This is a genomic window from Pseudomonas sp. NPDC088885, from assembly GCF_044750025.1.
Lineage (GTDB): Bacteria > Pseudomonadota > Gammaproteobacteria > Pseudomonadales > Pseudomonadaceae > Aquipseudomonas > Aquipseudomonas rustica.
On record NZ_JBIVJB010000061.1, the window covers coordinates 18,402 to 31,099 of the forward strand.

The 12,698-nt window shown below is 59.5% G+C and carries 11 protein-coding genes; 4 read left to right on the forward strand and 7 right to left on the reverse strand.

What is annotated here, in order from left to right; translation table 11 throughout:
* Window positions 1-113 precede the first annotated feature (113 nt).
* On the forward strand, window positions 114-1,034 hold the full coding sequence (locus tag ACIP1X_RS20390; RefSeq protein WP_400754637.1) for an ADP-ribosylglycohydrolase family protein: 921 nt from the start codon (window positions 114-116) through the stop codon (window positions 1,032-1,034).
* A gap of 56 nt (window positions 1,035-1,090) precedes the next feature.
* On the forward strand, window positions 1,091-1,495 hold the full coding sequence (locus tag ACIP1X_RS20395) for a lysozyme inhibitor LprI family protein (RefSeq protein WP_400754640.1): 405 nt from the start codon (window positions 1,091-1,093) through the stop codon (window positions 1,493-1,495).
* 116 nt (window positions 1,496-1,611) lie between these two features.
* On the opposite strand, the gene ACIP1X_RS20400 is transcribed toward ACIP1X_RS20395, so the two are convergent.
* From ACIP1X_RS20400 to ACIP1X_RS20410, 3 genes are all read right to left on the reverse strand, one after another.
* Window positions 1,612-2,637, reverse strand: coding sequence for a histone deacetylase family protein (locus ACIP1X_RS20400; RefSeq protein WP_400754642.1), 1,026 nt, complete (start codon window positions 2,635-2,637; stop codon window positions 1,612-1,614).
* 154 nt (window positions 2,638-2,791) lie between these two features.
* Entirely contained in the window at window positions 2,792-4,021 is a 1,230-nt protein-coding gene (locus ACIP1X_RS20405) for a Zn-dependent hydrolase (protein ID WP_400754645.1), read from the reverse strand.
* Between the two features lie 22 nt (window positions 4,022-4,043).
* Window positions 4,044-5,354 carry an MFS transporter gene (locus tag ACIP1X_RS20410; RefSeq protein WP_053122125.1) on the reverse strand — a complete coding sequence of 437 codons (1,311 nt, stop codon included), beginning with the start codon at window positions 5,352-5,354 and terminating at the stop codon, window positions 4,044-4,046.
* A gap of 159 nt (window positions 5,355-5,513) precedes the next feature.
* Between ACIP1X_RS20410 and ACIP1X_RS20415 the strand changes: the two genes are divergently transcribed.
* Window positions 5,514-6,449, forward strand: a complete 936-nt coding sequence (locus tag ACIP1X_RS20415; RefSeq protein WP_400650400.1) for a LysR family transcriptional regulator — start codon at window positions 5,514-5,516, stop codon at window positions 6,447-6,449.
* Here the strand turns inward: ACIP1X_RS20415 and ACIP1X_RS20420 are convergent.
* The 3 genes from ACIP1X_RS20420 to ACIP1X_RS20430 are packed head-to-tail and all read right to left on the reverse strand — an operon-like array spanning window position 6,443 to window position 9,422.
* Window positions 6,443-7,372, reverse strand: a complete 930-nt coding sequence (locus ACIP1X_RS20420) for a 2-hydroxyacid dehydrogenase (protein ID WP_400754648.1) — start codon at window positions 7,370-7,372, stop codon at window positions 6,443-6,445. The two genes, ACIP1X_RS20415 and ACIP1X_RS20420, sit on opposite strands and share 7 nt — an antisense overlap.
* Window positions 7,369-8,124, reverse strand: coding sequence for a class II aldolase/adducin family protein (locus ACIP1X_RS20425; RefSeq protein WP_053122131.1), 756 nt, complete (start codon window positions 8,122-8,124; stop codon window positions 7,369-7,371). The genes ACIP1X_RS20420 and ACIP1X_RS20425 overlap by 4 nt, the downstream gene beginning before the upstream one ends.
* Window positions 8,121-9,422: an MFS transporter gene (locus tag ACIP1X_RS20430; RefSeq protein ID WP_159814326.1), complete on the reverse strand. Its 1,302-nt coding sequence runs from the start codon at window positions 9,420-9,422 to the stop codon at window positions 8,121-8,123. The genes ACIP1X_RS20425 and ACIP1X_RS20430 overlap by 4 nt, the downstream gene beginning before the upstream one ends.
* Window positions 9,423-9,577: 155 nt before the next feature.
* Between ACIP1X_RS20430 and ACIP1X_RS20435 the strand changes: the two genes are divergently transcribed.
* The gene (locus tag ACIP1X_RS20435) at window positions 9,578-10,537 is read left to right on the forward strand and encodes a LysR family transcriptional regulator (RefSeq protein WP_212545611.1); all 960 of its coding nucleotides are present in this window, start codon (window positions 9,578-9,580) and stop codon (window positions 10,535-10,537) included.
* Window positions 10,538-10,549: 12 nt separating this feature from the next.
* Here ACIP1X_RS20435 and mrdA read toward each other — a convergent pair whose 3' ends face one another.
* The gene (mrdA, locus tag ACIP1X_RS20440) at window positions 10,550-12,442 is read right to left on the reverse strand and encodes a penicillin-binding protein 2 (protein ID WP_053122139.1); all 1,893 of its coding nucleotides are present in this window, start codon (window positions 12,440-12,442) and stop codon (window positions 10,550-10,552) included.
* Window positions 12,443-12,698: the final 256 nt, after the last annotated feature.

Below are 12,698 nucleotides of genomic sequence, written 5' to 3' on the forward strand. Positions count from 1 at the left end.
AAAGAGAAACATCCGGCTGCAATTCCCGACCGCTGATAGCGTGGATCCAGCCACCGTTACGACGGCGAAGCTGTTACCGTTTCCAGCGAGATCGAACCACACAAGGACGTATCATGCAGCCTTCCCTCGCTGAACGTTATCGCTGCGCCCTGCTCGGCCTGGCTTGCGGCGACGCGGTTGGTACTACAGTTGAGTTCAGACCGCGGGGATCATTCGAACCGTTGACCGATATGATCGGAGGCGGCCCGTTCCGGCTCAAACCGGGGCAATGGACTGATGACACGTCGATGGCGCTGTGTCTGGCGGAAAGTCTGCTGAACAAAAACGGATTCAATGCTGCTGATCAAATGGGCCGCTACCTCAACTGGTGGCAATGGGGTTATCTGAGTTCGACTGGTGAGTGCTTTGATATCGGGATGACCGTCAGTCGGGCACTGGAGCAATACCAAAAGACGTCAGATCCCTTTGCGGGCTCAACCGATCCGTACAGCGCCGGCAATGGCTCACTAATGCGTCTGGCACCGGTGGTGCTGTATTACTTCCCTGATGCCCAGCAGATCCAGACCTTTGCCGCCGACAGTTCACGAACCACCCACGCCGCAGCTGAAGCCATCGAGTGTTGCCAATTATTGGCAGGGCTGATTGCCAAGGCTCTTGAAGGCGCAACCAAGGCAGAGCTTCGCCAACTGCCATCAGCCAATTTCTCGCAACCCAAAGTCGCTGCGATTGCTCGCGGGGATTACCTTGGCAAAACCCACGCGGACATAAAAGGCAGCGGCTATAGCGTGCAGTCGCTGGAAGCGGCGCTGTGGTGCTTTCAGCAAACCGACAGCTTTGCCGCTGCGATTCTGCTGGCCGCCAATCTGGGTGATGATGCCGACACCACCGCCGCAATCACCGGTCAACTGGCCGGCGCCTATTACGGCGTGCGTGGTATCCCGGGACACTGGCTGGATAAACTGCATGACGGCGCCGAAATTGCGGCGACTGCAGATCGATTGCTTGACGCCTCCAGATTGCGTACGCCTGAATAGGCTCGGCGTAGTCGCTACACTGCCTGACACTTACTATCGACACAGCGAGAACCCTCATGTCCCCACGCCTGTTTCTGGCCCTGACGCCATTACTATTCCCCTCCCTCGCCCACGCCGCCGTCGACTGCGCCAACGCCAGCGATCAGGCGACGATGAACCAGTGCGCCGGGCAGGATTTCAAAGCGGCGGATAAAGAGTTGAATGCGGTGTATCAGCAGATCACCGGGCGCTTGAAGGATAACCCTGATGGCAAGAAGCTGTTGGTCAGTGCGCAGCGGGCGTGGGTCGGGTTTCGTGATGCGGAGTGCAAGTTTTCAGCATCCGGGGTCGCGGGCGGGAGTGTTTATCCGTTGATTTACAGCAATTGCCTGACGAGTGTGACCAAAGTGCGGGTTGAGGCGCTGAAAGAATATTTGAAGTGCGAGGAAGGTGACATGAGTTGCCCGGTGCCAGGGGCCTGAGTTTTGCGGCGATTTTAAGGGCCTCTTCGCGAGCAAGCCCGCTCCCACATTGGAATGCATTTCAACATGTGGGAGCGGGCTTGCTCGCGAAGGCTATCGGTCCAACAACCCGAATCTCAGACTTGCCAAACCTCACCATTCACAAAAAACGCCCGAGCATTATCCTCAAGACTCTCCAGGTGATATCCACCCTCCTGCACAATCAAACACGGCAACCCAAGCCCGCGAATCCGCTCACCCAAGGTGGCAAACCCTTCACGCGTCACCGCCACTTTGCTCTGCGGATCCAGCTCATAAATATCGAACCCCAACGCCAGCACCAGCACCTCGGCACCAAACTTACGCACCGCCGCCAACGCCACATCCAGTTGCCCAAGGAAATCCGCTTCACTCGCACCATGCGCCATCGGCAGATTGAGATTGAAGCCCTCCCCCGCGCCCGCACCGCGTTCTTCGGCAAACCCGGCCACGCCCGGATAGAAGTTGGTCGGATCGCCATGCACCGAGACGTAGAGCACGTCATCGCGGTCGTAGAAAATTTCCTGAATGCCCTGACCGTGATGCATGTCGGTATCGAGCACCGCGACCTTGGCGAACTTGTCACGCAACACCTGCGCCGCCACCGCCGCGTTGTTCACATAGCAAAAACCACCGGCGGCTTCGGCACGAGCGTGGTGTCCCGGCGGGCGGCACAGCGCGTACGCAGCCGGTTCGCCATCGATCAACGCCTGCGCGCCCGCCACCGCGCTTTGTGCCGACCAGTACGCCGAACGCCAGGTCTGCTCGCCGACCGGGCAACTGCCGTCGGCGAGATAGCGTGCGGCCTGTGCGAGGATGCCGCGCAGGGCATTGGGTTCGCGGACGAAGATGTTCGACATGACTTCATCGCCCCAGTCTTCGGGGATTTCCTTCCAGCGTGCGTGGGCTTCCTGAAGGAATGTCAGGTACGGCGCGCCGTGTACCGCGAGCAATGGCGCGAGTCCGGCGTCGGTCGGTTGCTCGACGTTGAAGCCCAGATTGTGCGCGGCCTGCACCAGACGCTGCGCGCGTTCGGGGACTTCCTGCGGCGTGCGCATCTGGCCACGGGAGTAGTAGCTGCGTGGATGGTGGAGCAATTGTTCTGGGTGGAAAAAACTGCGCATGGGATGGATTCCTGTCAGTTAATACAAATCTTCAAAATGACCGATTTCAACTGTAGGAGTGAGCCTGCTCGCGATAGCGGTCTGTCATTTGACGTTGATGGTGGCTGACACGGCCCCATCGCGAGCAGGCTCACTCCTACATGGGGATTGGGGATTACCGGGAAATTTCAGCGCGAGCCAGGACGGCGTTGAGCAACACATCGGTGCCTTGGCGCACATCCTCGGGCAGCACGTCTTCGGCCTCGTTATGGCTCAGGCCGCCGACGCACGGAATGAACACCATCGCCGTCGGGCAATACCGCGCGAGCAAAATCGCGTCATGCCCGGCCCCACTGACAATCGATTGCTGAGCGTAGCCCAACGCATCCACCGCCGATTGCACCGCCGCCACGCACTCGGCGTCGAACGGCGTGGCCGGGCTGATCCAGTGCGGGGTGATCGTCACGCTCAAACCCCGCGCATCGGCGATCGCCTGCAAACGTGCGCGCACTTGTTGTTCCATCGCGGCGATAGCGTCGTCACGGTGATGACGCAAATCGACGGTGAAATTCACCAGCCCGGGAATGGTGTTGCGCGACGATTTATTGATGCTCAGTTCGCCCACGGTGGTGAGCCCCTCGGGGGCAAAATCTGCCGCCAGTTCTTCAATCGCCTGAATCATCCGTGCCACGCCGTACAAGGCGTCCTTGCGCAACGGCATCGGCGTGGTGCCGGCATGCGCGGCCATGCCTTCGACGCGCACATCGAGCCAGCGGATCGCTTGGCCACCGCTGACCACACCGATGCTTTTCGCGTTGTCTTCAAGGATCGGGCCTTGCTCGATGTGCGCTTCGAAATAGGCATCCACCGCACCTCCCAAGGCACGGTCAGCGGCGTAACCGAGGCGCTGCAATTCTTCGGCAACGCTGATGCCGTTGGCGTCGCGCACCGCCAGTGCGGCCTGCAAATCCATGATCCCGGTGAACACCGCCGAGCCGAACATCGCCGGGGTAAACCGCGCGCCCTCCTCATTCGTCCACACCGCGATTTCCAGCGGTTTGCGGGTTTTGATGTTTTGGTCATTGAGGCAGCGCACCACCTCCAGACCGGCCAATACGCCGTAAACCCCATCGAAGCGGCCACCTTCCGGTTGAGTGTCGAGGTGACTACCCATCATCACCGGCGCCGCGTCCGGATCGGTGCCGGGACGACGGGCGAACAGGTTGCCGATGGCATCGACACTCAGCGTCATGCCCGCCTCGCGGCACCAGTGGGCGAACAGTTCGCGGCCTGCTTTGTCTTCATCGCTCAACGCCAGACGGCAGCTGCCGCCGCGTGCGGTTGCGCCGATTTCGGCCATCGCCATCAGACTCGCCCACAGGCGTTCGCCATTGATCTTCAACATGAGGTGCTCCTGGAATTCGAGATTAGATTGAGGCCATTTCCGCGCGATGAGCGCTGGCATGGCGACGTGCGAGGGACAACACGCAGATCAGCGAAACCGCAGCGATCAGGCTGTAGAACACCGCCAGCGGCCACCACTGGCCGGTGAATTTGTGCGCGAGCATGGTGCCGATCAGCGGCGTCAGACCACCCGCCACCGCTCCGCAAATCTGATAGGCCAGCGAAATCGCGGTGTAGCGCACGCGGGTCTCGAACATGCCGCTGACGTACCCGGCGATCACCGCGTAAAACGACGCCATGCACACCACCGCCAATGCGATGCCAAGAATGATCAGCGGCGCCTGCGCCGAACTCACCAGGACAAACATCGGATACGGCGAGGCCATCGCCAGCAACGACACCAGACACAGGAAACGCGTGGCGCCGATTTTCTCCGCCGTCCATGCCGCCAGCGGCTGAATGCAAAACTGAATGATCGCAACGACGAACAGGCATTCAAGAATCAACGAACGCGGCAGCGCCAGTTGCTGAGTGGTGTAGGCGATCATGAAGGTGTTGGTGAAATACACCCCGGCAATGCCCAGCGTGTTGGCGCCGATGCACAGCAACAGTGGGCGCCACGCGGTGCGCAGAACCTCCATCACCGGCGCTTGTTCCTTACGGGTTTCCTTGCTCGCCTTCTCGCGGCTGGCGAGAAATTCCGGCGACTCATTCACGCCCAGACGAATCGCCAGACCGACCAGCAGCAACAACGCACTGGCGAGGAACGGCAGACGCCAGCCCCAGCTCATCAAGTCTTCCTCGGGCAAACGGGTCACCGCGCTGAACGCCAGCAGCGACAAAATCAAACCCGCCGGGCTACCGAGTTGCGCGAAGGACGCGAAGAAGTTGCGCCGGCCCTTCGGCGCGTGTTCGCCGGCCATCAACACCGCCCCGCCCCACTCGCCACCGACGGCGATACCCTGGACGACGCGCAGCAGAATCAGCAGCACCGGCGCGGCCACGCCGATCTGGGCGTAGGTCGGCAGCAGACCGATGCACACGGTGACCACGCCCATCATCAGCAACGTGATGATCAGCGACTTCTTGCGGCCGATGCGGTCGCCGATGTGGCCAAAAATGATCCCGCCCAACGGCCGCGCAAAGAAGCCCACGGCGAAGGTGCCGAAGGCGGCCATGGTGCTGAACAATGGATCATCGGAAGGGAAAAACAACGCGCCGAACACCAGCGCGGCGGCGGTGGCGTAGATGTAAAAGTCGTACCACTCAATCATGGTGCCGATAAAGGCAGCGGCTGCCGCACGGCGCGGCTGGTTGGAAGCTTGGGGCTTCATGGTCGGGCTCCTTTGATTGTTTTTTTGGCAGGAGGAAAACGCTGGGGCAAGGCACTCTGGCGGTGCCTGTCTGGAAGTGATTTATCGTCTCGGGGCTATGATTAGTCAATTTTCTATTTATTATTCCGACTATTACGCCAACTTATAATCGAGGCCGCGATGGCTGAGCGCGATGTACAACGTCTGCTGAATGATCGTCTGGACTGGAACCTGTTGCGCACCTTCCGCGTGATCGGTCAGGAACTGAGCATCAGCCGCGCCGCCGCGCGTTTGCACCTGACGCAACCGGCGGTGAGCCAGGCACTCAAGCGTCTGGAAGAACAACTCGGTCGGCAACTGATCGCCCGGCGTGGCCCGCGCTTTGCCCTGACCGAAGTCGGCGAGCAGATCTTCGAACTCGCTGGCGAGATTTACGGACAGGTGTCACAGGTCGGCGGATTGCTCGAACAGCCGGCCGACGAAGTGATCGGCAAAGTGCGCCTGTTGATCATCAGCCGGATCTTTTCCGACCGGTTCGATGACTTTCTTGCCGACTTTCATCGCCAGTATCCACGCGTGGATCTGGAAGTCGATGTGATGCGCAGTTCCGACATCGTCAGCGCCTTGCAGGAGAAAACCGCGACCCTCGGCCTGAGCCTCAATCGCCGCCCGCAACCGCGTCTCGAACAGCGTTTGTTCCTGCGGCAGCGCTATGCGTTTTTCTGCGGCAAGCACCATGAATTGTTCGGTCGCGAGGACGTCAGCGAAGGCGATTTACAGCGCGAGAATTTCGTCAGTTTTACCAGCGACCAAATTGGCGGAATGCTCTCGCCGTTGACGATTTTTCGGGATCAGCAGGGTTTCAGCGGACGCATCGTCGCGTCCTCGCCGAGCCTGGAGGAAGTGCGGCGACTGGTGATCGCCGGGTTCGGGATTGGTTGTCTGCCGGAGCATGTGGTGGCGGCCGACGTTGAGGCGGGATTGCTCTGGCGACTGCCGCCTCACGAAGGGATTGCCGATGTCGACATCCATTTACTGTGGAACCGCGACCAGCGCATGAGCCGCGCCGAGACGCTGTTTATCGAACGCTTGCAGGCGTGCCTGGCGGATCAATAACCCAGCGTTCTGTCGGCGCTGTTGAGTAGCTCTTCCCCCGAATTCAGTCTTCGGAAGTTCTCCGCGATCTGCTCGGCGATACAGTTGTGGGAAGCTGCCGAGGCCATGTGCGGGGTGATCGTTACACCGGCGGTTGTCCAGAGTGGATGGTCGCTGGGTAACGGTTCCTGATCGAAGACATCGAGTAGCGCGCCGCGCAGTTTCCCTGTTTGCAGCGCCTGTTGCAGATCCTCGATATTCAGGTGTGCGCCGCGTCCGACATTGACCAGTGCTGCGCCGTTGGCCAGGTGTTCTAACGCGGTTTGATTGAGGATGCCGCGCGTCTCGTGGGTCAGTGGCAACAGGTTGATCAGCAGCTCCACGTTGTGCAAAAACGCCGTGAAGGTTTTCGAGCCGGCGAAGGTCTGCACACCCGGCAGATCCTTGGTACTTCGCGCCCAGCCGCGAACGTCGTAACCCGCGTTAGCCAGATCTTCGGCGATGGCGCTGCCGAGCGATCCCAGGCCCATGATCCCGATCCTGAATTGACTCGCCGGGCGTTGCTGCGGCCGCTCCCAGTGCTGGCGTTTTTGCTGTTGCAGCACCTGATCAAATCCCCGGTGAAAGTGAATCACCGCCCAACGTACATACTCGGTCATGCCTTGCCGATGACCGGGATCGACCACCCGACACACCGGCAGATTCGGGCACGACGGATCGTGCTCCAGATGATCGATACCGGCAGCCACCGAGTGAATCACTTGCAGATTGGGCAACGCGGCGAGACTGCCCGGCAGCGGAAACCAGCACGCCGCGATCTGTGCATCAAGCGCTCGCGGGTCATCGGCCAGCACTGCCGTGAGGTGCGGCGCGCTGCGTGCAAACGCTGCCTGCAATTGCTTGAGCAACAGCAAGTCGCGGGACAACAGTGCAACGGTATTCATGACAGATAGGACTCGCGCTGGGAATCGATCAAGGTCAAAGCGGCCGCCCAGGCCAGGTCGATGATGTTGTCCTGTTCATCGCGGTCGAACTGTTCAGCGGTGTGCGCGCAGACTTCGTGCGACGGATAATGCAGCTCCGAACCGCCGGCCAATGCCTGCACTTGCGCCTGACAGGCACGCTCGAGAAAGTGGATTTCCTGAAAGGCCTGAGCCACGCCCGAACCACCGACCAGCAAACCGTGATTGCGTAAAATCATCGCGCGGTGCGGGCCGAGGTCGGCGATCAAACGCTCGCGTTCATCCAGCGACAGCGCGATGCCTTCGTAGGTGTGATAAGCGAGTTTTCCGTAGAACTTCAGCGCGTGTTGGCTGATCGGCAGCAAGCCTTGTTTTTGCGCAGCGACGGCCATCCCGGCGGCGGTGTGCGTGTGGATCACGCAGTTCAGATCCGGGCGCGCCATGTGGATCGCCGAGTGAATGACGAAGCCTGCGGCGTTGACGCGATGACCCGCATATTCAGGGTCGACAATGTTGCCATCCTGATCGATGCGCACCAGATCCGAGGCGCGCATACGGTCGAAAATCACCCCGTAGCGGTTAATCAGAAAATGATGCTCCGGCCCCGGAATACGCAGGGTGATGTGCGTGTCGATCAAGTCGGTCATGCGGAAATGCGCGATCAAGCGATACAGCGCGGCGAGCTCACAGCGGGCTTGCCATTCAATCGGATCGATGTGGGCAGGTTTACTCACGAATACACCTCTTTGTTGGAATGCAGAACGACCGGCGCGGCACGCAGCCGAGCGAGGCCACAGACACCTATCAGCGACACGGTCGAGAGCAATGTGAAGAACACCGCCAGAGGCAGCCATTGCCCGGAAAATTTGCTGGCCAGCAGCGTGCCGATCAAAGGCGTGGTGCCGCCGGCGAGCGCGCAGCTCAATTGATAGGCGATGGAAATCCCCGAGTAGCGCAGGTGCACCGGGAAGGCCTGAGTCATGTAACCGGCAATCACTGCGTACAGCGCCGACAGGATCACCACCGCGACGGCAATGCCGAGGGTCATCAGCAAGATGTTTTGCGTGCCGACCAGCAGGAACATCGGATATGGCGTGACCATGCACAGCAACGCAACCAGCGTCAGGAAGCGGCCTTCGCCAATGCGTTCGGCCAATAGCGCCGACAGCGGTTGCGAGAGCAGTTGAATCACCGTGACCAGGAACAGACAATCGAGAATCGTCGCCCGCGAAATGCCCTGGTATTGGGTGACGTAGGTGATCATGAAAGTGTTGGTGAAAAAGAACCCGGCCGAGCCAATGGTCACCGCAGCCGCCGCGAACAGAATCTGCCGCCAGCACTGACGGATCACGTCTTTGACCGGGTATTTCGAGGTTTCGTTGTTCTCTTTGGCCTTGGCGAATTCCGGCGATTCATGCACGCCGGAACGGATCATCAAACCGACCATCATCAGCACGCCACTGGCGAGAAACGGCAGACGCCAACCCCAGGCGAGAAACTCTTCCGGCTCCAGCGAAGTGACGAGGCGGAAGGCGATCAATGCCAACAACAATCCGGCAGGACTGCCGAGTTGAGCGAAGGATGCGTAAAAGGTTTTGCGCTTGGCCGGCGCATGTTCGCTGGCCATCAACACTGCCCCGCCCCACTCGCCACCAACGGAAATCCCTTGGATCAGGCGCAACACGATCAAACCGATCGGCGCCCATATGCCGACGCTGGCATAGCTCGGCAGCAAGCCGATACCGGCAGTCGCCAGGCCCATCAGCGCCATCGTCACCAGAAGCATTTTCTTGCGCCCGAGACGGTCGCCCAAATGACCGAAAACCATCCCGGCCATCGGTCTGGCGATGAAGCCGACGGCGAAGCTACCGAAGGCTGCGAGCGTGCTGGTGACGGGATCTTCGCTGGGGAAAAACACTTGCCCAAGCACGAGTGCGGCGGCAGTGGCGTAGATGTAGAAATCGTAGAATTCGATGGTCGTGCCAATGAAGGCAGCGGCCGCGGCGCGACGCGGCTGAGCGGTGGTGTGCATGCAAGGACCCTGTGTATTTATCGTTTTTTTGGGCAGGTTTCAGGCGGCTGACGGTCACGCTCTGTGGCGCTTGTGGGCTTTATCGCTTCCGTGACAGGATTAGTCAATTTTCAAAAACTTAACGCTAGTATTAGCTCTGCTACTACATGGAGTGTGTGATGTCCTCTTCCAACCCTTGGGTCGGTCGGCGCTTTCTCAATGATCGGCTGGACTGGAACCTGTTGCGCACCTATCTGGTGATCGGCCAGGAAGGCAGCATGAGCCGCGCCGCTGCGCGCTTGCACATCACCCAGTCGGCGGTGAGTCAGGCGTTGAAACGCCTCGAAGAACAACTGGAATGTGTGCTGATTGCGCGCAGCGGACGGCGCTTTGATCTGACCGAAACCGGCGAGGAAGTCCTGCGTATCGCGGCGGATATTTATGGCGATATTTCACGACTGGGGACAGTCATCGAGCATCGCCATGATGACGTGGTCGGCAAGATCCGCATCCTCACGGTCAGCGGTGTGCAGGCGCGGCACTACGATGAGTTTCTGGCTGACTTCCATGAAACCCATCCGAAAATCGAGCTGGAAGTCGAGGTGATGGGCAGCTCGAACATCATCAGTTCATTGCTGCAAAAAACTGCCACGGTGGGCGTTGGCCTATGTCGTCTCGCGCAACCACGGCTTGAACGGCGGGTGTTGTTTCGCGAGACCTACGCGTACTTTTGCGGGCAGCGCCATCGGTTGTTCGGGCAACAGAATCTGTCGCTTGAGGAATTGGCGGCGGAGAACTTCGTCAGCTTCACCAGTGATCAGCTCGGCGGCAATCTATCGCCGTTGACGCTGTTTCGCGATCAGCAAGGGTTCACCGGCAAGATCGTGGCGTCTTCCACCAGTTTTGAAGAGATATACCGATTGATCTGCGCCGGATTCGGCATCGGTTGTCTGCCGACGCATCTGGTGCGGCGCGATGTCGAGCAAGGTCTGCTCTGGCGGTTACCACCGGAGGACGGCGTGGTGGATTTCGATATCGAGCTGCTGTGGAATCGCGAGCAGAAAATGACTCAGGCCGAGACCGTGTTCCTCGACAGCTTCCAGCACATGCTCAGCTTGCGTGAGCCTGTGCTGTGAAGCTGTAATCGATCAAACGTGCGGATCGCCTGGCGCTTTGGCTGGCGCCGCGTATTGCGGCTTGAGATGGCCATCCTGATCAAGTAGCCAGGCATCCATGATCTGCCGCACCACGGGACCTGCAACTCGGCCACCGGCCTCACCGTTTTCGATCATCACCGCAATCGCAATCTTCGGATGCTCGGCCGGCGCGAAGCCGACGAACAAGGCGTTGTCGCGATGGCGTTCGAGGGTTTTCTCGCGGTTGTAACGCTCACCCTGCTTGATCGCCACCACCTGCGCCGTACCACTCTTGCCGGCGATGCGGTACTGCGCACCGGCCGCCGCCGCCCGGGCAATACCTCGCGCATCGTGCATCACCATCTGCATACCGTGGTTGACCTGTTCCCAATCGCGCGGATCCTTGAGCAGAATGTTCGGCATTGGATTTTCATCGACCGGTGCCACGCCATCGACGGTTTTCGCCAGGTGTGGACGGTTCCACACGCCTTTGTTGGCGATCAGCGCAGTGGCCTGAGCCAGTTGCAGCGGCGTGACTTGCATGTAGCCCTGGCCAATACCGAGGATCACGGTTTCACCCGGGAACCAGGCTTGGCGGCGGGTGGCGCGCTTCCACGCTTGCGACGGCATCAAACCGGGCGACTCTTCGAACATGTCCAGCGAGACTTTCTCGCCAAGGCCGAACATCGCCATGTAGTCGTGCAGGCGATCAATGCCAAGCTTGTGCGCGAGGTCGTAGAAGTAGGTGTCATTGGAACGCATGATCGCGGCGTCCATGTCTACCCAGCCATCGCCGCTGTGGTTCCAGTTGCGGTACTTGTGATCGAAGTCTGGAAGCTGGTAATAACCCGGATCGAAGACTCGGGTCTGCGGCGTCACGACGCCGGCATCGAGACCGGCAATCGCCACTTCTGGCTTGATCGTCGAACCCGGCGCGTAGAGACCGCGCAGCACACGATTGAACAGCGGCCGGTCGATAGAATCACGCAGCGCCGAATATTCCTTGGAGCTGATGCCGGTCACGAACAGGTTCGGGTCGAAACTCGGGTTACTGACCATGGCCAACACTTCACCGGTAGCCGGGTCGAGCGCTACTACGGAACCGCGACGATCACCCAGTGCCGCCTCAGCGGCTTCTTGCAGGTGGACGTCGAGGCTGAGAACGATGTTTTTACCCTGTACCGGATCCGTGTGCTTGAGTACACGCAGCACTCGGCCTTGGGCATTAGTTTCCACTTCTTCGTAGCCGACGTGGCCGTGTAGCTGGGCTTCGTAGAAACGCTCGATGCCGGTCTTGCCGATGGATTGCGTGCCGCGATACTCGACCGAGTCGAGGGTCTTGGATTCTTTTTCGTTGATACGGCCGACGTAGCCGATCGAGTGGGCGAAATGCGCACCGAGTGGGTAGTGGCGGACGAACTGCGGTTCAACATCGAGCCCGGGCAGGCGGAACTCGTTAACTGCCAGAACGGCGATCTGCTCTTCGGTCAATTCATAGAACAGTGTCACTGGCGTGAAGGGATGACGCGATTGCTTCATCGCCTTGTCAAACACCGTGCGGTCTTCGGCTGGCAGGTGCAGGAGGTTGATGACCTCATTCAGCTCTTCATTGACGTCGGTGGCGCGTTCGCGGGTGATGATCAGGTTGTAACTGGGACGGTTGTCAGCCAGCAACACGCCATTGCGGTCGTAGATCAGGCCGCGTGTGGGCGGGATCGGCAAGACGTGGACGCGGTTGTTTTCGGAGATGGTCGAGTGGTAATCGAACTCGACCACTTGCAGGATGTACAGGCGCACCACCAGGGCACAGCTGACTGCAAAGACGAACAGAGCACAGGCGATCAACCGTTTGTTGACCAGACGCGTCTCTTTTTCATGATCCTTGATCGGGATAGGTTCAGGCATTTCTACAGCAACTCTTTGACATAAATTAATGCCGTTCCTTGGGCATGACATCAGTCCGTTAAAAAACGAGCTGCACCATACCAAAAACTGCCCGGTCACTTCAGAACGTTTTTCTCCAATGGCAGGTCTTGCGACGGTCGGGGCGGTTCAATCTGTCGTCGAAACTTTCCTGCGGGCAAAACAAAACCCCAACTGCTTTCGCAATTGGGGTTTCGGAATTTAATCTTGACGATGACCTACTCTCACATGGGGAAAC

Coding starts and splice junctions, on each gene's coding strand:
- ACIP1X_RS20390 (WP_400754637.1), top strand. CDS start 114: ATGCAGCCTTCCCTCGCTGAACGTTATCGCTGCGCCCTGCTCGGCCTG.
- ACIP1X_RS20395 (WP_400754640.1), top strand. CDS start 1,091: ATGTCCCCACGCCTGTTTCTGGCCCTGACGCCATTACTATTCCCCTCC.
- ACIP1X_RS20400 (WP_400754642.1), bottom strand. CDS start 2,637: ATGCGCAGTTTTTTCCACCCAGAACAATTGCTCCACCATCCACGCAGC.
- ACIP1X_RS20405 (WP_400754645.1), bottom strand. CDS start 4,021: ATGTTGAAGATCAATGGCGAACGCCTGTGGGCGAGTCTGATGGCGATG.
- ACIP1X_RS20410 (WP_053122125.1), bottom strand. CDS start 5,354: ATGAAGCCCCAAGCTTCCAACCAGCCGCGCCGTGCGGCAGCCGCTGCC.
- ACIP1X_RS20415 (WP_400650400.1), top strand. CDS start 5,514: ATGGCTGAGCGCGATGTACAACGTCTGCTGAATGATCGTCTGGACTGG.
- ACIP1X_RS20420 (WP_400754648.1), bottom strand. CDS start 7,372: ATGAATACCGTTGCACTGTTGTCCCGCGACTTGCTGTTGCTCAAGCAA.
- ACIP1X_RS20430 (WP_159814326.1), bottom strand. CDS start 9,422: ATGCACACCACCGCTCAGCCGCGTCGCGCCGCGGCCGCTGCCTTCATT.
- mrdA (WP_053122139.1), bottom strand. CDS start 12,442: ATGCCTGAACCTATCCCGATCAAGGATCATGAAAAAGAGACGCGTCTG.